The organism is Embleya sp. NPDC005575 (assembly GCF_040605455.1).
Classification (GTDB): domain Bacteria; phylum Actinomycetota; class Actinomycetes; order Streptomycetales; family Streptomycetaceae; genus Embleya.
Window position 1 is genome coordinate 12,339 of sequence record NZ_JBEXCV010000073.1, and the last position, 22,795, is coordinate 35,133.

Consider the following 22,795-nt stretch of genomic DNA (forward strand, 5'->3'; position numbering starts at 1 on the left):
CGAACGTCACCGACGGCCGGCGTCGAGCCCGCGGACCGTGCAGGTGACGCCGGTGAAGGTGCAGCCGATCGACTCGACCCGGCCGTACAGCCCGAACTCGATCACCGCGCTGGCTCCGGGGGCCAACGGGCCGCTGCCGCGCGCGGTCGCGATGCCGCGATCGGTGCTGGTGCGCATGTCCTCGCCCCAGAGCATGGTGAAGCCGCTCCCCCGGCCGGACGCGGTGAGGGTGAGATCCCAGGCCGGGAGCGGACGCGCGGTGCGGTTGGTGATGATCACCGTGCCGTCGGCGCCCCAGCCGGAGTCGGTCACGGTGGCGTCGACGGAGATGTCCTTGGGCCCGGTGGTGGCCGGCGGAGGCGGGACGGGCGGCGCGGTCGAGCGGGGCGGCGCGGTGGTGCGGGCCGCCGTGGGGCCGGTACTCGCGGTCGCGCTCGCCGAGGCGGACGGGGAGCGGCCGGCCGACCTGGTCGGGCTCGCGGTCGTCGACGTGGTCGCCCCCGGGCTTGCCGGGGCGGTGCCGGGCAGCGGGTACGCGGGCGCGGGCAGCGGCAGGTTCAGGTCGTTCGGGAGCGAGCGATGGCGGCCCTTGTCGTCGTCCGAGCCGGAGAACAGGAAGACCCCGCTGGTGAGCAGCAGGCACACGAGCGCGACGACGGCCAGGGGGATCACGATCCCGCGAGCGGTGTTGTCGGGCTGCCGGGTCACGCGTGCGCTTCCTTCGAGTCGGGGCGAGGCCGGGGGCGGTCCGTGGGAGCGGGGTCGTCGGCCGGTTCGGCCGATTGCGAGATTCGCTCGCGCGGTTCGGCTCGGGTGCGGTTGCGGCCGAGTGGTTCGGATTCGCTTCCGGCGGCGTGGTTCGGGTTCGGTTCGGCCGTGTGATTCGGATTCGGTTTTCGCCCTGCGATTCGGCTTCGGTTCGGCCGTGTGATTCGGGTTCGGCCACGTGGGTGTCGATCACCCCATCGGGTGAACTGCCTCGCGCATGTTCCACCACGGCCCCGCACACCGCAAGCGACGCGCGGGTGGTGATGCCGCATCGAATCCGTCCCGAGGGTTCGGCAGGTTCTGCCGAACTCGGCCATGGCGGACCGCCGTCGGCGCGGATTCGCCACCCGATCGCCGGGCCCGGCCCGGTAACTCGAAAGGGTCATTGTTGCGAGCGTTCGGGTTGTAGCGCTCCAGAAATCGCTAGATTCTCGCGCGATCACCCACCCACACCGAACCACCGCACCAGCGGGAGGCGTTCATCACCATGGCAGCCAGGGTCGAGCGGCGCCCCAACCATCGGCTGGCGGCGCTTGTCGAGGAAGCCGGCTTCTCGCATGCCGGTCTGGCCCGACGCGTTGACCAACTCGGTGCGGAACAGGGCATCGATCTCCGGTACGACAAGACCTCCGTGGCGCGCTGGCTGCGTGGCCAACATCCGCGCGGAATCGTGCCGATACTGCTTGCCGAGGTCTTCACCCAACGACTCGGCCGCAAGCTCAGCGCCGAGGATCTGGGCATGGCCGGGTGCCGGCCGGACTATGCCGGACTCGAATACGCGTCGGGGCCGCCCGAGGCGGTCGAGATCGTCACGGGCATGTGGCAGGCCGACTCGGCACAGCGATCCGCGCTGGTGGAGGCCGCGTTCACGCCCGGGGCGCTGGTGGTGCCCAGTCGGGACTGGCTGATCGGCGCCGGCGACGAGCGGCCGGCCCGGCAGGACGGCGATCGGGTCGGGCTCGGCGACGTGGCCGCGGTGCGTGCGGTCGGCGAGGCGTTCCGACGGTTGGACAACTCGTTCGGCGGCGGGCACGGCAGACAGGCGCTGGTGCGCTACCTCGACACGGAGGTGACCGCGATACTGCGCGGGACCTACGACTCGCGCACCGGCAGCGCGCTGTTCGGCGCGGCGGCCACGCTCACCCGGCTGGTCGGCTGGATGGCGTACGACGTGGGCGTGCACGGGATGGCGCAGCGCTACTTCGTCCAGGCACTGCGGCTGGCCCAGGCGTCCGGGGATCGGGCGCTGGGCGGGTTCGTGTTGTCCACGATGAGTCGACAGGCGGTCTACCTCGGCCACGGGCGTGAGGCGGTACAGCTGGCGCGGGTCGCCCAGCAGGGTGCCTCGGGGGTGGCCACGCCCCGGGTCCGGGCGTTGTTCCACGCGGTCGAGGCGCGCGGGCACGGGCTGCTCGGGGACGCGCGCGCGTGCGGGGCGGCGCTGCTGCGCGCGGAGCAGGCGTTGGAGTGCGTGGCGCCCGGGGACGAGGAGCCGGAGTGGGTCGCGTTCATGAACGAGGCGCAGCTGACCGACGATCACGCGCACTGCTACCGGGACCTGGAGGAGTACGACAAGGCCCGCGAATATGCCGAACGATCGCTGCTGTTGCGCGGTAGCGAGTACACCCGCAGTCGGCTGTTCTGCCAGACGATCCTGGCCACCGCGTTGTTGGAGTTGGGCGAGGTCGAACAGGCGTGCCGGGTCGAGGCGGAGGCGACGGAGCAGGCGGAGGGCCTGCGGTCGTCGCGGGCGGTGGACTACGTGCGCGAGTTCACGCATCGGTTGGCGCCGTATCGGGATGTGCCGGCGGTGCGCGAGTTCGAGGCGCGGTCGGGGTGCTTTGTGCGGACGGCTTGATGGGTTTTGTGTGGACCGCTTGAGCCTGGGCTGCGGGTGCGTCTTGGTCGGCTTGGCTTTTGTGCTCGCCCGCCCACCGCCGATGGCTCGACCCTTGCGGGATTCGGGCCTCGGGTGGGCGTGGTGGGGCCTGTGGGCCTTCCGACTTCCCGGTCGTCAGGTTTTCGGGCCGTTGTCAGGCCGCCAGAACGCCCAGGTCGGCGAGGGCCGATCTGGCGGCTCGGCGGCCGGAGGCCAGGGCGCCCTGGATAGAGCTGGAATCGCGATGGTCACCGCAGACGTACAGGCCGCCGATCAGCCGGACCGGGCGGCGGAAGTTGTGACCGGGCTCGACCACCGGGACGGCCCGCGCGATGTGACAGGTGGTCAGGTGCGCCCACTCACTGGTGGGCGTGTCGTATACGACGGCCAGCCGTTCGCGGACCCGGAGTTCGAGCTTGGTCGGCTCCGCACCGTCGTGGCCCAGGACGGTGGTGGCGATCAGGGCCCGCCGGTCCGGCGCGTACGTGGGCGCGACCTGGCTGACCACTGTGGTGTGGGTGAACGGGCTGCGGGCGTCGGCCTCCACGAGCAGTGACGCGTCGGGCCGGGGGGCGCCGCGGGCCACGTGATACAGCGTGGTCACCGGGTGGAACTCGGGCATCCGCAGACCCGGCAGCAGGGCCACCGCCGTGGTCGGATCGGTGGCCACGATCACCGCGCCGGCGCGGATCTCGCCCGCCACGTCGGTGAGTACCCGGTCGGCGGAAACGGACAACACCCGCACGCCGTGGCGCACCACGCCGGCGGGCAGCCCGGCCGCGAGTTGCGCCGGCACGGCCGCCATGCCGCGGGCGGGCAGTGCCACCCGGCCGCGCAGGAACGAACGCAGCATCAACTCGGCGAACCGGCTGGACGAACGCAGCGCGGGATCGTGCAACAGCATGGCCAGCAGCGGGCGCAGCGTACGCCGGGCCAGCTCGGGCGGCAGCGCTCGCATCGTCGGCGCGTCGGCGATAGCCACCTCGGGAGCGCCCATCACCCGGGCCACCGGAGCGGACGCGGTCCGGGCGAGCAACGCGGCCACCCGAGCACGGTCGGTGCCGTTGCCGTTGCGTAGCCCGCCGATCGCGTCCCGCACCCGGCGGACGTCGCCCACCCGATGGGTGCGGCCGTCCTCGTGGAGCAGTACACCCGCCTGGAAGGAGCGCAACCCGAGTGCGGCGACGTCCAGTTGCCGGCTCACCTGCGGCCACGAGGTGGTCAGCGACTGGAAGCCGTGATCGACCCGGAATCCGTCCACGAGATCGGTGCGTACCCGCCCACCGGGTCGCTCCGCGGCCTCCAGAACGGTCACCGGAACCCCCGCCGCCGCGACGCTCCGCGCCGCGCTCAAGCCGGCCAGACCGGCTCCCACCACGATCACCTCGGTTCGACGCACGTTGACCACGGTCGTCCTCCCGTCCCCCTGCCCACGGCCGCAGGCGCCGCGGAGTCGGTTTCGTCGCCTACTGGTCATACCCAGGGAAATCGCCGTAAGCGCCTCGTCACGCACGGGAGTTGACCCGGAGTGGACCGGGCGACGGCAGGTCGGCGATCGCACGCGGGTCGCCCACCGCCCGTGCGCGACGCGCGCCACGCGGGGCCGGGCGCGGGGACCGGGTGCTTCCGCATGCGCCGAAGCGGCGCGCGGGACCGCTGCTCACCCACTGCTGCCGCTGTCCGTGCCGGCGACCGGGGAGGCGGGGGCCGTTTCGTCGTCTCGACCCGACAGCCGGGCACCCTGGGTACCCCCATGAGGTATTTCCGCGCAACCTCTGGGCTTCGATACCCCCCTAGGGTATGTTCCTGATCGCTCGATACCCCCTATGCGTATCCACGGAGTGATCGCGATGCCCCGACCCCAGGCCCGACCCAACCCCGCCCCACGCCGGTGGTCCGCCCTCGCGCTCATCGCGCTCGCCCAGTTCATGGTCATCATGGCCCGGGAGGTCGGCGATGCCGCAGCGCTCACCGACGGCTTCTCCGCCGCCTTCCTCGGCGCCGCCGCGATCGCCGCCGCCGGCGCCCTGATCGCCGCCGTCACCCTGCGCAAGCCCACAGCCGCTCCGACCGCACCCGCGGCAACCCCGGCCACGACATCCGTCGACCGGCCCTCCGAGTCGCTTCCGACCACCTGACCCCGGCCCGCCTGCGAATGCACGACCGTCCGCGGGAGCCGCCGAGCCACCCGAGTCGGCGATCCCGCCGGCCGAACCCGTCCACAACGCACGGTGCCGCCCTCTCGACGAATCCGAGAGGGCGGCACCCGTTCATCCGCGTCCCGCACCCGCAGCCCCCGACGGGGCGGCGGAAATCCCACAGCACACCCCGGCCGGCGGCCGGGGGCGTTCAGCGCTTGACCGGCCCAGCGGGAATCGGGCCCGAGGTGGGCAGGTCGACGCCGCAGATCTTCTTCGCGGCCGCGAACGGATCGTTGGGGAAGCGGAAGGACGTCCGTGACACCGAGCCGGTGAGGTTCTTCGTGAAGCGGCTCCACGACATCGGCTCGCGCACCGAGTCCTGCAACTCCTTGATCTTGCCGCGGTTCTCGGTACCACAGGTCAGGGTGTAGCGGGCGGCCTGCACTCGGATCGGGTCGATCCCGGGCGGCAGTTCCGCGGCGGGATCCGCGAACTCCGCGAAGATCCACGCCGGATCGATCTCCTTCTCGTGCCCGGGCCGACCACGCGTGGTCAGTTCGACGTGCGCGGCCAGCGGATAGGAGAGGCCGAGGATGTCGACCGAGGTGCCGTCGAGCGGGGTGGCCGCGCCGTTCATCCCGAGCTGCGGCGAGACGGTCGCCATCCTGGTCGCCAGGTCGGCGCGCAGCGGGACCTCGTAGGTGCCCCCGCTCGAGAAGTAGACGACCACGTGCCGGTTGCCCTTCTTGGCCGACACGAGCGGCCCGGACAGACCCGGGTAGTGCTTGACGTACGCATCGGCGGTGACCGGGTTCTCGATCTCGAGCGCGTTCGTGTAGAAGCCGCGTTCGTCCGCGATGCCCCGGGGGCCGACGTCGTCGTAGGGGATCCGGAACGTGATGGCACACACGAGCGCCCACCCGACGAGCAGGGTTGCCGCCGGTACCGCCACCTTGCTCGCGGGCACCACCAGGATCGGGAGGAGCAGCATCAACAACCCCGGCAGCAACATCCGGCCGTGCATGAAGTCGCCGCCGACCCGGACGACGTACAGCAACATCGCGCCGCCGCACAGTACGGGCACGGCGTGCACGGTGATCCGCGTCCAGCCCTCCCGGTCGATGGCCTTCAGGTTGGGCCGCAGGGCGCCCGGACCGGACAACCGGGATCCGAGTACGACGGCCACGAACGCCGCCACCACCAACAGCGGAATCCACAGCTGGTACGGGTCGACCAGGTCACGGACGTAGCCCCAGCCGCGGGACCAGTCGGAGGCGGACGCCTCCTTCGTCACGGCGGGCAGGGGCAGCAGCACCCCGTAGTACCCCATCCGGAAGATCTCGTACCCGACCGGCGCGGCCAGCGCCGCGCCCAGCAGCCCGAGCACCTGCAGGGGGCGGGGACGCCGAATGACGGCGATGGCCAGCAGGAAGCCGACGGAGGCGATGCCCATGTCCGGACGGATCGTCGGGCCGAGCCCGGCGAGGAACGCGAGCACGTAGGCGACCCGACGACGCGCGTCGGTCGACATCCGTACCAGCAGCCACCAGCAGCACGCCGTCCACAGCGTGGTCAGGCCGGTCTCCAGACCGGAGGTGGCGAAGTCCCACACCGGCGGCAACGCGATCAACACGAGCACGCCGACCGGGACCAGGAAGGCGTCCCCGAACCCGGGCAGCCGCAGCCGCCTGGTCGCGTCCAGCGCGACGCCGTATCCGACGACGCTGCACAGCAACCCGAAGTACACGGCGAAGGGCGCCGCCTCCATGCCGGAGATCCAGGATCCCGCGACCAGGATCCACTGCCACAGGGTGCTGGTGGAGGACTCCGCCCGCTCGCCGAGGTTGAACACCGGGCCGTGCCCGGCGAGCACCTGGCGGGCGGGGCGGGTGAAGATCAGGCCGTCGTCGCTTATCCAGCGGCGTTGCCAGCCGAACGCACCCAGGACCAGCAGGGGCAGCGCGAGCATCGCGACGTTCCAGTACACGACGACACGCGGCCTGGGACCGGCCGACGCGCCGTCCTCGGTCGTCGGCCGTCTGCGCCCGGACAGCGCGGTCACAAGGCTCATGGTGAGCGGACTCCAGTCAAGGTGGCGGGATCGATGACGTCATCGGCCCCGGACGCCCGCCGCATCGGTGGCGCGCCAGTACAGGAATGTGGATGTGCCCGCGATCGGGCACGGGTCGAACGGCACGGATCACGCCGCTCGGGCATCGACCCCGGGGATTCTTCCAGAAGGTCCACGACAGCGGTTGCCCTTCAACACACGCGAAAGAACCCACGGATCGGGAAAAATTGGACAGGGGTTGTTCAACCTCACACTCGAACCCGCCGCCGAATGTGATCCGAAAGGTACCGGATCGATCACCGAACGTTATTATCCGACGAATCGGCGCGCGGCAAGTCCGGATATCCGCACTCATCGCGTCTTTCTCCTCGTCCCGCGCAAGGCGCCGTGCGTCCCCTTCGGCCCTGCGCCGCCCCGTACGAGCCCGTCGCGATACATCCCGTTTCCTCCCCCTGAAGAAGGAGAAGATCGCTCTCGGATGGCCCTACAGGGTGATCGGCGAAAGGGTGGGCTCTGGCAGACTTGAACTCATGGGGGGCATTCCGAGCCGAGAGACCATGCCGCCGTCGGGGCGACGGGTGACCGACGAAGCCGGACGGACAACCATGCAGCCAATCCCCACGAAGACCCGGTTGCGTGCCTATCTGAGCACGCCGCGTCGGCCGCGATTCGTGGTCGAACTCGCGTTGATCGCGTTGAGTTACTGGGTCTACTCACTCATCCGCAACGCGGTGCCCGAGCGGGAACATCTCGCCGTGGACCGCGCCAGGCAGCTGCTCGATCTCGAGAAGACGCTGCACATCGACTTCGAACACAGCGTCAACCACGCCGTCAACGGCGTCACCTGGTTGATCGTGTCGATGAACTACTACTACGCGACGCTGCACTTCGTGGTGACCATCGGCGTCCTGGTGTGGCTCTTCCACAGCCATCCCGGCCGCTACCGAGCCGTGCGCACGGTGCTGTTCCTGACCACCGGCCTGGCGCTGTTCGGCTATTTCCTCTTCGCCCTGGCCCCACCACGACTGCTGCCGGACGCGGGCTACATCGACACCGTCCTGGTTCACCACACGTGGGGCTCGATGGCGTCCGGGGACATGAAGAACGTCTCCAACCAGTACGCCGCGATGCCGTCGATGCACATCGGCTGGTCGACGTGGTGCGCGATGGCGATCGTGATGTTCGCGCGGCCGATGTGGGTCAAGGTGCTCGGGGTGCTGTACCCGATGGTGACCCTGTTGGTGATCGTGGCGACCGGCAACCACTTCGTGCTCGACGCGGTCGGCGGCTGGATCACCCTGGCCGCGGCCTTCGGCCTGCAGTGTCTGGTCAACGGGCGCTCCGCGTACCGCTTCCCGCAGTACCCGCCGGACGACCCGCGCGCCGCGACCGAGCCGAGGGATCGCCCCGCCGAGCCCGACCGCGCGCACGTGGGCGCGGCCGGCCGGGGTCGGCACGACGACGATGACGACAGCCGGCGCGAGCGGCCTCAGCGCGAGCCGGTCGAAGTCTCGTCCTCGCCGTAGAACACCCGCTCCACCACGACACGGGCGAGCCGGGTCACCCGCCGATAGTCCTCGATCAGGCTGCCGGTCTCGTCGGAAGGGTGGCCGAGCAGTCGGGCCACCCCGCCCAGCTCGCGCACATCGGTCGGGAAGCTGTCCGAGGACCGGCCGCGCACGATCATCACCGCGTTGCGCACCCGGGTGGCCTCGACCCACGCGTCGTCCAGGATCCGTGCGTCGTGCGCGTCGAGCAATCCCGCGTCCCGGGCCGCCGCGAGCCCCTGCCGGGTGCCGGTCACCCGCAGCGCGGGCACCGCGTCCGCGTGCCGCAGTTGCAACAGCTGGACCACCCATTCCACATCGGCGAGCCCGCCCCGCCCGAGCTTGGTGTGCAGGGTCGGGTCGGCGCCGCGCGGCAGCCGCTCGGACTCGATCCGGGCCTTCATCCGGCGGATCTCCCGCACCTGGGTGTCGTCGATCCCGCCCCACGGGTGGCGCAGCGGATCGACCATCGCCAGGAACCGCCGACCCAGGTCGGCGTCCCCGGAGGTGAAGTCGGCGCGCAGCAGCGCCTGGCTCTCCCACAGCTTGGACCAGCGCTCGTAGTAGGCCCGGTAGGACGCCAACGTGCGCACCAGCGGGCCCTGCCGCCCCTCGGGTCGCAGGTCGGCGTCGATCAACAGCGGCGGATCCGTGGACGGGATCTGCAACAGCCGGCGCACCTCGTTGCCCACCCACTGCGCCGCCTTGGTCGCGGCCTGCTCCTCGGCGCCCTCGCTCGGCTCGTGCACGAACATCACGTCCGCGTCGCTGCCGTAGCCCTGCTCGTAACCGCCGAACCGACCCATCGCGATGATCGCGATCCGGGTCGGGATCGGCCCCCGGGTGCGCTCGCACGCGTCGATCGCGGCCCGGAGCGCGCCGGTCAGCGTCGCCGCGTTGACATCGGTGAGCGCCTTGCCCGTGGCGTCCACGTCCAGCAGGCCCAGCACGTCTGCCGCGACGATCCGGAACAACTCGCGGCGACGCACGCTGCGCGCCGTCTGCACCGCGCTCTCCGGTCCCGGCGCACGCCCCACCGCGGCCAGGATCTCGGTCTCCAGCGCCGCCCGCGAGCGCGGCCGCAGCCCGTCCACGTCGCCCAGCATCGCCACCGCCTCGGGCGCCCGCAGCAACAGATCCGGCGCCAACCGTCCGGACGCGAGAACCCGGGCCATGTACTCGGCCGCCGCGCCCGACGAGCCCGCCCCCGAGTCACGCAGCAGCCGCAGATACCAGTGCGTGTTGCCCAGCGCTTCGGAGACCTGCCGGAAGGCGAGCAGCCCGGCGTCGGGGTCCGCCGAGTCGGCGAACCAGCTCAGCATCACCGGCAGCAGCGTGCGCTGGATCGAGGCGCGCCGGCTGACCCCGGAGGCGAGCGCCTCCAGGTGGCGCAGCGCGGCCGCCGGGTCGGCGTACCCCAGGGCCTCGAAGCGGGCCCGCGCGGCCTCCGGGGTCAGCCGCTGCTCGCCCGCCTTGAGCCGGGCGACCGCGTCCAGGAGCGGCCGATAGAACAACTTCTCGTGCAGTCGGCGAACCTCCACCGTCTGCTGCTTCCAGGCCTTCTCCAACTCGCCCACCGGGTTCGCGCGCATGCCCATCGAGCGGCCGATCCGGCGCAGTTCGCCCGGATCGGTCGGCATCAGGTGGGTGCGGCGCAGCCGGAAGAGCTGGATCCGGTGCTCCAACGTGCGCAGGAAGCGGTACGCGGCGTCCAGCGCGGCGCCGTCGTCGCGCCCCACGTAGCCGGCCGCGGACAGCGCGGCGAGCGCGTCCAGGGTGGAGCCGCTGCGCAGAGCCGGGTCGGACTTGCCGTGCACCAGTTGGAGGAGTTGGACCGCGAACTCGATGTCGCGCAGACCGCCGGGACCGAGTTTGACCTCGCGCTCCACCTCGCGCGCGGGGATGCTGTCCACGACTCGGCGGCGCATCGCCTGCACGTCGGCGACGAAGTTCTCCCGGCGGGCGGCGGTCCACACGAGCGGGGACACGCTGTCCAGGTACTTGCGGCCCAGCGCCGGGTCGCCGGCCACCGGGCGGGCCTTGAGCAGGGCCTGGAACTCCCAGGTCTTGGCCCAGCGTTCGTAGTAGGCGAGGTGGCTGGCCAGGGTGCGGGTGAGCGGGCCGTTGCGGCCCTCCGGGCGCAGGTTGGCGTCCACCTCCCAGATCGAGCCCTCGACGGTGGTCGCCGAGCAGGCCCGCATCAGCGCGCCGGCCAGCCGATTGGCCGCGGCGACCGCGACGCCCTCGGGCACGCCGGGGGGTGCCTCGGCGACGAAGACCACGTCCACGTCGCTGATGTAGTTGAGTTCGCGTCCGCCGCACTTGCCCATGCCGATCACCGCGAGTCGGCACTGTTCGGCCTCGGCCGGGTGTTCGCGCCGGACCAGGTCGAGCGCGGCGTCCAGGGTGGCGCCGGCCAGGTCGGCGAGTTCGGTGGCGACGGTCGGCTCGTCGGTGCTGCCGCACACGTCGCGAGCGGCGATCGAGAGCAGACAGCGCCGGTAGCCGATCCGCAGCGCGTCCAGCGCCGGGTCGCCGCGCAGGCCGGCGGTGGCGGTGGTGAGCACGGCGTGGAAGTAGGCCGGGGTGGGCCGGGCGTCCTGAACGTCGTAGGTGACCAGCGTGCGCCAGTCCTCGGGGTGGCGCGCGAGGTGGTCGCCCAATGCCGCGCTCACGCCCAAGACGCCCAGTATGCGGTCCCGGAAGGGCTTCGCCGAGGCGAGCGTGGACAACAGGACGGAGCGGTCGGCGGCGGCCTCGGCGAGCCGGACCAGGCCGAGCAGCGCGAGGTCGGGGTCGGCGGTGGCGGCGAGCGCGTCCAGGAAGAGCGAGTCGTCCCCGGCGCCGAGCAGTGCCGGATCGCGCAGATTGCGCGCGGCGGCCGCGACGTCCGTGAAGCCGAGCCGGACCAGGCGCCCGTCGGTGGCCGCCGGTTCGCGAGGCTGATCCACAGAGGTCACCGGCCGAGCGTATCCGGTGAAACGGCTGATCGATCAAGAACGGAACTGGGAATGTGGACGCGCCGCATGGGGCTCGCCGAGCCCCCCGACCGCGGCGAACTTGAATGCGGCGCGCCCTCGCCCGATGGCGGATGCCAGTTCCACTCTGCGAGCCGTCCGTCCCACGGCCCGAAGAGGCCTCCGTAGCGACGAGCTGCCATACGCCACCGTACGGGACGTCACCCTACGTTAGCGTAGGTGCCATGCGCAACGGTGTTCCCTCGGAGAGGGTGCAATCAGACGACGAACCGGAACGGTCCGCTCGCCCCGGCCGCCGTACCCTCAGCCGAGAGGACTGGGCTCGGGCGGCCCTGGAGGCGATGCGAGAAGGCGGCCTGGGCGCGGTCGCGGTGGAACCCCTCGCGGAAAGCCTCGGCACCACCAAGGGCAGCTTCTACTGGCACTTCAAGGATCGCGACTCGCTCATCCAGGCCGCCCTGGAGCGCTGGGTGGCCGAGTCCGAGGAGTTGATGGCCGCGGCCGAACGCATCGAGGATCCGGTCGAACGCGGCCGCCGACTCACCGAGTACGCGTTCACCGCGCCCAGCGGCGCGGACATCACCACCACACTGCTGATCCACGCCCAGCACCCGGTGGTGGGCCCGATCCTGGAGCAGGTCACCCGCCGCCGCCTGGAGTTCGGCGCCCGCCTCACCGAGGAACTCGGGCTGCCCGCCGACGCCGCCTACCGCCACGCGCTGACCGCGCTGACGATGACTGTCGGCATCGCGTTGATCCGCCGGGGCGCGCCGCAACTGCTGCCCCAGGGCGAGGACAAGGACGCCTACGTGCGTTACATCCTGGAACTGCTCGGCCCACCGATGACGTGAGCACCCGCGCCGCCCGACGACGAACGGCCCGGCCCCGGGTCGGGCCGTTCGTCGTCGCGCTCGGACGCCGGCGGCGGGTGCTCAGAGCACCGGCAGGTAGCGCTTCAGCTCGAAGGGGGTCACCTGCTGGCGGTACTCCTCCCACTCGTGCCGCTTGTTGCGCAGGAAGAACTCGAAGACGTGCTCGCCGAGGATCTCCGGCAGCAGTTCGCTGCGCTCCATCAGCGCGATCGCCTCGGCCAGGTTCTGCGGCAGCGGCGCGATGCCCAGCGCGCGGCGCTCGGCGTCGGTCAGCGCCCACACGTCGTCCTCGGCGCCGGCGGGCAGTTCGTAGCCCTCCTCGACGCCCTTGAGCCCGGCGCCGAGCAGCACCGCGTAGGCCAGGTAGGGGTTGCACGCCGAGTCGATCTGGCGCACCTCGATCCGGGTGGACTGCCCCTTGGTGGGCTTGTACATCGGCACCCGCACCAGTGCCGAGCGGTTGTTGTGACCCCAGCAGATGTACGAGGGGGCCTCGCCGCCCATGCCCGCGGTGCGCGCCGACGCGCCCCACAGCCGCTTGTACGAGTTGACCCACTGGTTCGTGATCGCGGCCATCTCGCCCGCGTGCATGAGCAGGCCCGCGATGAACGAACGGCCGACCTTGGAGAGTTGGTACTCGGCACCGGCCTCGTAGAACGCGTTGCGGTCGCCCTCGAACAGCGACAGGTGGGTGTGCATGCCCGAGCCCGGGTGCTCGGAGAACGGCTTGGGCATGAAGGACGCGTGCACGCCCTGCTCCAGCGCGACCTCCTTGACCACCAGGCGGAAGGTCATGATGTTGTCCGCCGTGCTCAGCGCGTCCGCGTAGCGCAGGTCGATCTCCTGTTGGCCCGGCGCGCCCTCGTGGTGGCTGAACTCGACCGAGATGCCCATGTTCTCGAGCATCGTGATCGCCTGCCGGCGAAAGTCCTGGCCGACCGGCTGCGGAGTGTGGTCGAAGTAGCCGCTGTGGTCCACCGGAGTCGGCGGGCGCCCGTCGACCGGCTTCTCCTTGAACAGGAAGAACTCGATCTCGGGGTGCGTGTAGAAGGTGAAGCCCTTCTCCGACGCCCGCTCCAGGGTGCGCTTGAGCACGTAGCGCGGATCCGCGAAGGACGGTGAGCCGTCGGGCATCAGGATGTCGCAGAACATCCGCGCGGTGCCGGGTGCCTCGGCCCGCCACGGCAGTATCTGGAACGTGGCCGGATCCGGCTTCGCCAACATGTCGGATTCGTGCACACGCGCGAATCCCTCGATCGCCGAGCCGTCGAACCCGATGCCCTCCGCGAAGGCCTGTTCCAGCTCGGCCGGAGCCACCGCGACCGACTTCAGGAAGCCGAGCACATCGGTGAACCACAGCCGCACGAACCGGATGTCGCGCTCCTCCAGGGTGCGGAGCACGAACTCCTGCTGCTTATCCATAATTCCCTATCCTTGCAGGTCGGACGGCCTGTGAGCGATCGGCAGGGGCACTGCGGGGCACACGAGTATCCCGCTCCAGGGTTTCGGGCACATTACGTACCCTTTGCGTTGCACCCCTGCTCGCGCACGGGTACCGCCGTGCTCGCGTGACTCCCGTGGTCCTGTACCCCGAGAACCGCTCCATGGGCGACCTGCGGGATACCTTCTTCGCGCGGCATCGCACCCTCCGGGGATTCCGTCGGGCGAGCCGTCGGGGCCCGGTGGTAACTGTGCCCAGGGTATCGCCCGAGTGCTTTACCGCCGAGCCCCGGGCCTGCTCGAACAAACGGCTTTCGTCCGCCGTTCGCCTGCGGTTTTCCGGCCGGCCGAGCGGCGGTCATCGCCCCCACGACCGGGTCCGTACGGCGCGGTGTCGACACTCGCACACTATTCGTCACTTTGACATCAAGAGCCGGGTACATTGAGTCGGGTGACCCGGATTCGCATCGCGCTCAGCCAGATCAACCCCACGGTCGGCGACCTCGACGGCAACGCCGAACTGATCCTCGGCCGCACCCGACAGGCCGCCGGCCGCGGCGCGTCGCTCGTGGCCTTCCCCGAGATGGCACTCACCGGTTACCCCGTCGAGGACCTGGCCCTGCGCTCGTCCTTCGTGCAGGCGTCCCGACTCGCGCTGGAGGCGCTCGCGGCCCGGTTGGCCGCCGAGGGTCTGGGCGAGGTCGCGGTCGTGGTGGGCCATCTGGACCGGTGCGGCGTGTCCACGCCGCGGTTGGGCCGCCCGGCCGGCGCCCCGCAGAACGCGGTCGCGGTGCTGCACGGCGGCCGGATCGTGGCCCGCTCGGCCAAGCACCACCTGCCCAACTACGGCGTCTTCGACGAGTATCGCTACTTCGTCCCGGGCGACCGGCTCCTGGTCGTCCGGGTCGGCGGGGTCGACATCGCGATCGCGGTCTGCGAGGACCTGTGGCAGGAGGGTGGCCCGGTGGCCGCCGCGCGCGCCGCGCGGGTGGGCCTGCTGCTGTCGATCAACGCTTCGCCGTACGAGGTCAGCAAGGACGACTCGCGCCTGGAACTGGTCCGCCGCCGCGCCCGCGAGGCCGAGTGCGCGCTCGCCTACGTCAACGCCTTCGGCGGCCAGGACGAACTGGTCTTCGACGGCGACTCGCTGATCGTGGACGCCGAGGGGCGGGTGCTCTCGCGCGCGGCGCAGTTCCGCGAGGAGTTGCTGATCGCCGATCTGGACCTGCCCGAGCGCACCGTCGACGACAGCGTGTACAGCGCGGGCGACGTGGTGGCCGACGGCCTGACCATCCAACAGGTGATCGTCACCGAGCACGCCGCGCCGGTGCCCGCGCCCGCCGTCGAGCCCTCGATCGCGCCCGCCCTGTCGGACGACGCGGAGATCTACGGCGCGCTGGTCCTCGGGCTGCGCGACTACGTGGCCAAGAACGGCTTCCAGTCGGTGCTGCTGGGCCTGTCCGGGGGAATCGACTCGGCCCTGGTCGCGGCGATCGCAGCGGACGCGGTGGGCGGCGCCAACGTGTACGGCGTCTCGATGCCGAGCAGCTACTCCTCCGAGCACTCCAAGGACGACGCGGCCGACACCGCCGAGCGGATCGGGCTCGACTATCGCCAGGTGCCGATCGCGCCGATGGTGGACGCCTACCTGGGTGCGCTCGGGCTGACCGGTCTGGCCGAGGAGAACCTCCAGGCCAGGGTGCGCGGCACCACCTTGATGGGCCTGTCCAACCAGGAGGGCCACCTGGTCCTGGCCACCGGCAACAAGAGCGAGCTGGCCTGCGGATACTCCACGCTGTACGGCGACGCGGTGGGCGGTTTCGCACCGATCAAGGACGTACCCAAGACGGTGGTGTGGCGGTTGTCGCGCTGGCGCAACGCGGAGGCCGAGCGGCGCGGCGAAGTGGCACCGATCCCGGTGAACTCGATCACCAAGCCGCCGAGCGCCGAGTTGCGCCCGGGCCAGGTCGACTCCGACTCGTTGCCGCCGTACGAACTGCTCGACGACATCCTGGACGACTACGTCGAGCGGGACATCGGTCGCGACGCGATCGTGGCCGCGGGCTTCGAACCGGCGATGGTGGACCGCATCCTCAAGCTGGTGGACACCGCCGAGTACAAGCGTCGGCAGTATCCGCCGGGCACCAAGATCTCGCTCAAGGCGTTCGGCCGGGACCGGCGGCTGCCGATCACCAACCGGTGGCGCGAGGGCGGCTGAACACGGCCCGGACCTGCGGCCGGGCGTACACCGGGCATACGAAAGGGCCCGACCGATGGTCGGGCCCTTTCGCGCGTCGGCTCAGCGCAGTCGCAGGTCCGCCAGGACCGGCATGTGGTCGCTCGGCGTGCTGCCCAGCACCTTGGCGTCCGCGGCGGCCATCCCGCGGTACATGATGTGGTCGATCGCGGCCATCGGGAACGACTCGGGCCAGGTGTAGCCCATCCCGGTGCCCGCCGCGTCCTGCGCGTCCCGCAGATAGCGGGTGACCGGCTGCAGCGCGCGGTCGTCGGTGGTCCCGTTCAGGTCACCGGCCAGCACCACGTGCGGCGCCGTCTCGACCGCGAGCGACTGGGCCAGTCGGTCGATCGTGTGGTTGCGGTCGCCGACCGTGAAGCCGCTCGCGCCGAAGCGCACCGACGCCAGGTGCACGGCGTAGAACGCGACGTCGCCCTTGGGCGTCTTGATCAAGGTGCGCAGCGCGCGGGTGAAGCCCATCCCGACGTCGACCGCCTCGGCCTTGCTCATCGGGAAGTCGGCCGTGGTCCACACCGCGACCGTACCCTCGTGCTGCACGTTCGGGTACCGGTCCTTGAGCACCGTGTTGTACAGCTTCCAGGCGCCCTCGGGCAGTTCCTCCAGCGCGATCACGTCCGCGTTCGCGCCCAGCAGCGAGCGGGCGGTGCGGGCCGGGTCCGGGTTGCCCGCGTTCACGTTGTGGCTGACCACCCGCAGATCGTGCGGGCCGCCGCCGCGACCGGGCATGAAGAATCCGCCGAACATGGTCACCCAGACCAGGATCGGCAGCATGGTCGCGGCGACCGCGGTCCACGAGCGACGGATCGCCGCGCAGGCCAGCAGCACCGGGACGACCAGACCCGCCCAGGGCAGGAAGGTCTCCACGAAGCTGCCCCAGTTGCCCGGGGTGTTGGGCACCAGCCGGTGGAAGGCGAGCGGGAGGGTGGCCGGCACCGCGAACACCGCGATCACCCGGCCGCGACGCCACGGCGGGGTGCGCCAGACACGGACCGCGTCCTCCCGGATCCGCTGCCACGACCATCGTGACCCGCGCCGCGGACTCCCGTCGCCGGCCGGTTGCGGCTCGGCTCCGGTATCCGTCGTGGTGGGCCACGTCATGCTGCCTCCTGAAGTCCCAGGTTCGAGTCCCGGCTGTGTCCACGTCAACGTACGAACAAAACGTCGCCTACGTCGAAACGGACGCCGGAAAGCGACCGATAGGTTCCCTATGGCTCAGGAACGAGCGCGAATCCCGCCGAGCAGCGCGTCCGCGATCTGGCCCGGCAGCTCCGGCTCCAGGCTTGCGTTCTCCCGTACCAGCTTGCGCACCAGTATGGGCCCCGTAACCAGGTCCATCAGGACCTCCATCGGCAGGTCGGCCCGCAGCTCGCCGGAATCCACCCCGCGCTGCAGCAGGCCGCGCAGGATCGCCCGGCGCTTCTCCACGACCACCTCGTGATAGCGCCGGTACAACTCGGGATGGCTGCGCATCTCGCCGGTGAGCATCCCCATCAGTCCGTCGCCGCGCTTGTCGACGGCCTGCAGGCGCATGTGCTCCAGGACCAGGACCAAGTCCTCGCGCAGCGACCGACCCTTGAGTACCGCCGGCATCGCCTCGGCGGCCTCCACCGCCGCGACGATCAGCGCCTCCTTGCCGGGCCAGCGGCGATAGATGGTGGCCTTGCCCACCCCCGCCTCCTGGGCCACCGCCTCGACGGAGATGGCGGCGATGCTGCGGTGCTCGTCGAGTAGGCGCAGCGTCGCGTGCAGGATCGCCCGTTCGGCCTCCTCGCTGCGCGGCCGGCCCCGGCGCGGCTTGTCCGCCGCGCCGGGGTCGGTCATCGGGTCGACCGGGGATTCGGCCGGGGATTCGGCCGGGGATTCGGCCGGGGATTCGGCCGGGGATTCGACCGGGGATTCGACCGGGGATTCGACCGGGGATTCGACCGGGGATTCGACCGGGGATTCGACCGGGGATTCGACCGGGGATTCGGCCGGGGATTCGGCCGCTGATGCGGATGTCGCAGGCTGCATGTCAGACCTTCGCGGAGCGCTGTTCCTCTGCGGACGCTTCGACTCGGTCCGCTTCGGAGGCAGTCTGCCCGGCGTCGCGGCGCGGCATCCACAGGAACACCACGACCGCCCCGATCAGACCCACCACGGCGGATCCGGTGGAGGCCGCGTGCATGGCCTCGATGAAACCGTCCTTGGCCGGGTCCACGAGCGCCGCGCCCTTGTCGCCGAGTCGGCCGGCCACCGCGAGCGTGGCCTCGACCGAGTCGCCGGCCGGGCCCTTGGGCACGTTCGGCGGGAGCTTGTCCAGGTCGCCGGAGATCCGGTCCCGGTAGACCGAGGACAACACCGAGCCCAGGATCGCCACGCCGAGCGCGCCGCCGACCTGGCGCACCGTGTTGCTGACCGCGGAGCCGGCGCCGGCCTTCTCGCGCGGCAGCGAGGACATGATCGAGTTGGTGGCCGGCGGCATCACGTGGGCCATGCCGGCGCCCTGGAAGAAGAACACCACGCACAGGATCCAGATCGGCGAGGTGCGGTCCATCCACAGGAAGGACAGGAAGCTCAGGCCGACCACGAGCATGCCGCCGGTGGTGACCGCGCGCACGCCGAACCGCTTGACCATCCCCGAACTGCGCGCCGAGAACATCAGCTGCGCGATCGCCAGCGGAAGCAGCAGCAGACCGGTCTGCAGCGGGGTGTAGCCGCGCACGCTCTGTAGGTAGAAGGCCATGAAGAAGGTCACGCCCATGAGCGCGAAGAACACCAGGCCGATCGCTCCGGCCGCGGCGGAGAAGGCCGGGTCGCGGAAGAACTTGACGTCCAGGGCCGGGTGGTCGCTGCGCTTTTCGAACCACACGAAGAAGCCGAGGATGAGCAGGCCGAGCACGATGGTGCCGAGCACCTCCACGCTGCCCCAGCCCGCGTCGCCGCCGCGGATGATGCCGTAGACCAGCGAGACCAGTCCCGCGATGGACAGCGCGACGCCGATCGGGTCGAGCCGGCCGGGCCTGGGATCGCGCGAGTCCGGCACCAGGAGCAGCATCGCGACGATGCCGACCAGCACGATCGGGACGTTGATCAGGAAGACCGAGCCCCACCAGAAGTGATCGAGCAGCACACCGCCGGTGATCGGGCCGATCGCGATCGCCAGACCGACCGCGCCGGACCAGATGCCGATCGCCTTGGCCCGCTCCTGCGGTTCGAACACGTTGCTGATGATGGACAGCGTGGCCGGCATCACGAACGCGCCGCCGAAGCCCATCACCGCGCGGGCGGCGATCAGTTGCCCGGGGCTTTGCGAGTAGGCCGAGAGCAGCGACGCGAGGCCGAAGACCACCATGCCGAACAGGAGGGTGCGCTTGCGACCGAAGCGATCGCCCAGGATGCCGGCGGTGAACAGCAGGCCGGCGAACACCAGGGTGTAGGAGTTGATCGACCACTGGAGCTCGCTCTGGGTGGCGCCCAGGCCCTTCTCCGGGTCGGCGATCGTCTTGATCGCGACATTGAGGATCGAGTTGTCGAGGACGACGACCAGCAGGCTGATCACCAGGACGCCGAGGATGGCCCAGCGGCGGCGATGTATGTGCTCGTCGACCGTGCGCACAGGGGGAACGTTCGCTGAAGTCACGGGTGAAGCTCGATTCGTCAAACACGTGGGACCTGTATGGGATGCCTTACAGACTAGGGCCGATTTACGAAACGAGACCGTCTCGTATTGCAAAGCCTCGGCAAATGCCGGCCCGGTCGATCGCGCGGAATCCGGCGCTCGACTCCCCTGTTGTCCTGTTACGGCGCGTGTCACCATGGCGTTGTCCGGGGACGCCGTCCGAGCGCCTCGAGTCGGGAGAACACCATGTCCAGCAACAACTCCGCGCAGTCGTCAGCCGCTTCGGCCGAGGGTCCGGGACTGACTCTGTACGGCGGCGAGGGCACCGGGCGCCGGGTCACCGTGCGCGACCTCGCCCGCGCGAAGCGAGCCGGCGAGCGCTGGCCGATGCTCACCGCGTACGACGCGACGATCGCCTCCGTATTCGACGACGCGGGCATCCCGGTGCTCCTGGTCGGCGACTCGGCGGGCAACAACCATCTCGGCTACGAGAACACCGTGCCCGTCACCCTGGACCAATTGGTGATGCTCACCGGTGCGGTCGTGCGCGGCACCAAGCGTGCGCTGATCGTGGCCGACCTGCCGTTCGGCTCGTACCAGGAATCCCCCGAGCAGGCCCTGCGCAACGGCGTGCGGCTGCTCAAGGAGGCCGGCGCCGGCGCGGTCAAGCTGGAGGGCGGGCAACGCTCCGCGCGCCAGGTCGAGGCGCTGGTCGCCGCGGGCGTGCCGGTGATGGCCCACCTCGGGCTCACCCCGCAGTCGGTGCACGCCTTCGGCGGCTACCGGGTGCAGGGCCGGGACGCGGAGAGCGCCGAGCAGTTGATCGCGGACGCCAAGACGATGCAGGCCGCGGGCGCGTTCGCGCTGGTCCTGGAGTGTGTGCCGGAGGAACTGGCCGCGCGGGTGACCGACCTGCTGGAGATACCCACCGTCGGCATCGGCGCGGGCGTGCAGTGTGACGCCCAGGTGCTGGTGTGGACCGACATGGCCGGCATGAACACCGGCCACACGGCCAAGTTTGTCAAGCAGTACGCCGACCTGCGTGCCGCTCTCGGCGACGCGGCGAAGGCGTTCGCGGGCGAAGTGGTCGGCGGCGTCTACCCGGGTCCGGAGCACACGTTCCACTGAGTGCCCAAAGGGGCCGTACGATCGAACGGCCGTACGGCCCTTTCCCGCACCTGGAGCAGTTCGTGACGCACCCCTACGGAGATTTCGGTCGCCGCCCCGCGGCCGGCTCGCTGCGCCACGTGCGGCCGAGTCCGATCTTCCTCGCGATCGTCGCGGTCTGCGCCGCCTCGACCTGGTACACGTGGCACGACGACGGCTCCTCGGAGTCGGCCACCCGTACCGGGGTTTTCCTACTGGTGATGTCGGGCTGGCTGGTGTCGCTGTGCCTGCACGAGTTCGCGCACGCGTTCGCCGCGCTGCGCTCGGGTGACAACAGCGTGGTGGGCAAGGGCTACCTGACCCTGGACCCGCTCAAGTACAGCGATCCGCTGCTGTCCTTCATCCTGCCGACGATCTTCGTGTTGCTCGGCGGCATCCCGCTCAGCGGCGGTGCGGTCTACCTGGACCGCTCGGCGATTCGCGGCCGGGCCCGCAACAGCCTGGTGTCGGCGGTCGGACCGCTGACCAACGCGGCACTGGCGATCGCCCTCGCACTGCTGCTGTCCTCCGGCGCGGTGGACGGCGCGAGCCCGACCTTCACCGCCGCGTTCTCGTTCCTGATCCAGCTCCAGGTGATCGCGGCGGTGCTCAACCTGCTGCCGGTGCCCGGTCTGGACGGCTACGGGGTGATCGAGCCCTGGCTGCCCTACGACTTCCGCCGGGCGATCGCACCGTACGCGCCCTACGCGATCCTGTTCCTGTTCGCGCTGCTGTGGTCGCCGTCGGTCAACGGCTGGTTCTACGACGTGATCGACCACATCACCGACGCGCTGGACGTGTCGCCGTTCCTGGCGGCCGACGGCTACCGGCTGTTCCGCTTCTGGTCCTGAGGGTGCGCGCGGCGCCTCCCGTCCCGGGCGCGCCGCCACATCCGGGTGAGCGGACCCCGGCCACGCCGGGGCCGGGTCTCGTCCGGCGTCAGGCGGTGCTCCGGGATCTCGTAGCGGTGCAGATAGCTGCCCACGAAGGCTTGCCCGGTGGCCGCGATCGGGATCGCGATCAGCGCGCCCACCGCGCCGAGCAGCGCGGCGCCGCCGATCACCGCGCCGAACGCGACCGCCGGGTGGATCTCCACCGTGCGCGCGGTGATCCGCGGATGCAGCAGGTAGTTCTCGAACTGCTGGTAGGCGGTGGCGAACAGCACCACCCACACCGCGGTCACCGGGCTCACCGTCAGCGCGATCAGCGCGGGCAGCACGATGGCGATGTAGGTGCCCACGGTCGGCACGAACTGCGAGATCAGCCCGACCCACAGCGCGAGCGGGACCGCGTACGGCAGGCCGAGCACCAGGAAGGCGACATAGTGCGCGAACGCCGAGATCAGCGCGAGCGCCGCGCGCGAGTACAGATACCCGCCGGTCTTGTCGATCGCGATCTCCCACCCGCGTAGCACCTCGGCCTGCCGCTCCGGCGGCAGCAGGGAGCACACCGCGCGGCGCATCCGCGGGCCCTCGGCGGTGAAGTAGAAGGTGAACAGCGCGATGGTGAACAACTCGAACAGGCCCGCCGCGATCTTGGCGGACAGGCCCAGCGCGTTGTTCGCCACCCGCTCGGCGTAGCCCTGGACGGTGCCGGAGTCCTTGAAGACGTTGCCCTGGATCTTCTCCACGGTCAGATCGGTGCCGAACGTGCGATTGACCCACGCGACCAGGTCGTCGAGGTAGTCGGGCAGGTGGTGCGCGAACGCGACCACCTGGTCCACCAGCAGCGAGCCCACCACCGCCAGGAAACCGGCGCAGGCCAGGAAGACCACCACGAACGCCAGGCCGGTGGCCGCCCCGCGCCGCATCCCGCGCCGGGCCATCCGGTCCACGGCCGGCTCGAAGGCCAGCGCGAGGAAGAAGGCCAGCAGCAGGTCGATCAGCAGCGAGCGCAGATGGGCCAGCGTCCAGCCGAGCAGCCGAAAGCCCGCGGTCATCGCCAGGATCAGGAACACGGCCCGCGGCAACCACGACGGCATCCGATCGCCCGAGGCGACCCGCGCGGCGGGTGTGTCGGGTGTGGTCACATGGGCTCCCTGTGCTCTCCCGCACCACTGTGTCGCGATGCATGTGGAATGACAGGAAGAGACTAG

General features: G+C 70.8%; 16 protein-coding genes. 7 read left to right on the forward strand and 9 right to left on the reverse strand.

Annotated elements, in window-relative coordinates; all coding sequences use genetic code 11:
- Positions 1-6: 6 nt before the first annotated feature.
- The gene (locus ABZS54_RS23710; protein ID WP_355539465.1) at positions 7-708 is read right to left on the reverse strand and encodes a hypothetical protein; all 702 of its coding nucleotides are present in this window, start codon (positions 706-708) and stop codon (positions 7-9) included.
- 547 nt (positions 709-1,255) lie between these two features.
- On the opposite strand from ABZS54_RS23710, the gene ABZS54_RS23715 reads away from it, so the two are divergent.
- On the forward strand, positions 1,256-2,626 hold the full coding sequence (locus ABZS54_RS23715; RefSeq protein WP_355539468.1) for a regulator: 1,371 nt from the start codon (positions 1,256-1,258) through the stop codon (positions 2,624-2,626).
- Positions 2,627-2,801: 175 nt separating this feature from the next.
- Here ABZS54_RS23715 and ABZS54_RS23720 read toward each other — a convergent pair whose 3' ends face one another.
- A complete protein-coding gene (locus ABZS54_RS23720; protein WP_355539471.1) occupies positions 2,802-4,046 on the reverse strand; it encodes an NAD(P)/FAD-dependent oxidoreductase in 1,245 nt (414 codons plus the stop codon).
- Between the two features lie 451 nt (positions 4,047-4,497).
- Between ABZS54_RS23720 and ABZS54_RS23725 the strand changes: the two genes are divergently transcribed.
- Entirely contained in the window at positions 4,498-4,785 is a 288-nt protein-coding gene (locus ABZS54_RS23725) for a hypothetical protein (RefSeq protein WP_355539474.1), read from the forward strand.
- Positions 4,786-4,996: 211 nt separating this feature from the next.
- Here the strand turns inward: ABZS54_RS23725 and ABZS54_RS23730 are convergent, their stop codons facing one another.
- Positions 4,997-6,859, reverse strand: a complete 1,863-nt coding sequence (locus ABZS54_RS23730) for a hypothetical protein (RefSeq protein WP_355539477.1) — start codon at positions 6,857-6,859, stop codon at positions 4,997-4,999.
- 605 nt (positions 6,860-7,464) lie between these two features.
- Between ABZS54_RS23730 and ABZS54_RS23735 the strand changes: the two genes are divergently transcribed.
- On the forward strand, positions 7,465-8,385 hold the full coding sequence (locus ABZS54_RS23735) for a phosphatase PAP2 family protein (protein ID WP_355539480.1): 921 nt from the start codon (positions 7,465-7,467) through the stop codon (positions 8,383-8,385).
- On the opposite strand, the gene ABZS54_RS23740 is transcribed toward ABZS54_RS23735, so the two are convergent.
- Positions 8,349-11,366 carry a bifunctional [glutamine synthetase] adenylyltransferase/[glutamine synthetase]-adenylyl-L-tyrosine phosphorylase gene (locus ABZS54_RS23740; RefSeq protein ID WP_355539483.1) on the reverse strand — a complete coding sequence of 1,006 codons (3,018 nt, stop codon included), beginning with the start codon at positions 11,364-11,366 and terminating at the stop codon, positions 8,349-8,351. The two genes, ABZS54_RS23735 and ABZS54_RS23740, sit on opposite strands and share 37 nt — an antisense overlap.
- A gap of 242 nt (positions 11,367-11,608) precedes the next feature.
- Here ABZS54_RS23740 and ABZS54_RS23745 point away from each other — a divergent pair, with 242 nt between their 5' ends.
- Positions 11,609-12,235, forward strand: a complete 627-nt coding sequence (locus ABZS54_RS23745) for a TetR/AcrR family transcriptional regulator (protein WP_355539486.1) — start codon at positions 11,609-11,611, stop codon at positions 12,233-12,235.
- Positions 12,236-12,316: 81 nt separating this feature from the next.
- On the opposite strand, the gene ABZS54_RS23750 is transcribed toward ABZS54_RS23745, so the two are convergent.
- On the reverse strand, positions 12,317-13,678 hold the full coding sequence (locus ABZS54_RS23750; RefSeq protein ID WP_020553044.1) for a glutamine synthetase family protein: 1,362 nt from the start codon (positions 13,676-13,678) through the stop codon (positions 12,317-12,319).
- A 469-nt stretch (positions 13,679-14,147) separates the two neighbouring features.
- On the opposite strand from ABZS54_RS23750, the gene ABZS54_RS23755 reads away from it, so the two are divergent.
- On the forward strand, positions 14,148-15,914 hold the full coding sequence (locus ABZS54_RS23755; RefSeq protein ID WP_355539489.1) for an NAD+ synthase: 1,767 nt from the start codon (positions 14,148-14,150) through the stop codon (positions 15,912-15,914).
- An 81-nt stretch (positions 15,915-15,995) separates the two neighbouring features.
- On the opposite strand, the gene ABZS54_RS23760 is transcribed toward ABZS54_RS23755, so the two are convergent.
- From ABZS54_RS23760 to ABZS54_RS23770, 3 genes are all read right to left on the reverse strand, one after another.
- Positions 15,996-17,051: an endonuclease/exonuclease/phosphatase family protein gene (locus tag ABZS54_RS23760; RefSeq protein ID WP_355539492.1), complete on the reverse strand. Its 1,056-nt coding sequence runs from the start codon at positions 17,049-17,051 to the stop codon at positions 15,996-15,998.
- Between the two features lie 114 nt (positions 17,052-17,165).
- Entirely contained in the window at positions 17,166-17,774 is a 609-nt protein-coding gene (locus tag ABZS54_RS23765; protein ID WP_355539495.1) for a TetR/AcrR family transcriptional regulator, read from the reverse strand.
- A 193-nt stretch (positions 17,775-17,967) separates the two neighbouring features.
- Entirely contained in the window at positions 17,968-19,551 is a 1,584-nt protein-coding gene (locus tag ABZS54_RS23770) for an MFS transporter (protein WP_355539498.1), read from the reverse strand.
- 249 nt (positions 19,552-19,800) lie between these two features.
- Here ABZS54_RS23770 and panB point away from each other — a divergent pair, with 249 nt between their 5' ends.
- Together panB and ABZS54_RS23780 are read left to right on the forward strand one after the other, a co-directional pair.
- Positions 19,801-20,682: a 3-methyl-2-oxobutanoate hydroxymethyltransferase gene (gene panB, locus ABZS54_RS23775; RefSeq protein ID WP_355539501.1), complete on the forward strand. Its 882-nt coding sequence runs from the start codon at positions 19,801-19,803 to the stop codon at positions 20,680-20,682.
- A 62-nt stretch (positions 20,683-20,744) separates the two neighbouring features.
- Positions 20,745-21,551, forward strand: coding sequence for a site-2 protease family protein (locus ABZS54_RS23780; RefSeq protein ID WP_355539504.1), 807 nt, complete (start codon positions 20,745-20,747; stop codon positions 21,549-21,551).
- Here the strand turns inward: ABZS54_RS23780 and ABZS54_RS23785 are convergent.
- Positions 21,524-22,729 carry an AI-2E family transporter gene (locus ABZS54_RS23785; RefSeq protein WP_355539507.1) on the reverse strand — a complete coding sequence of 402 codons (1,206 nt, stop codon included), beginning with the start codon at positions 22,727-22,729 and terminating at the stop codon, positions 21,524-21,526. The two genes, ABZS54_RS23780 and ABZS54_RS23785, sit on opposite strands and share 28 nt — an antisense overlap.
- Between the last annotated feature and the right edge of the window lie 66 nt (positions 22,730-22,795).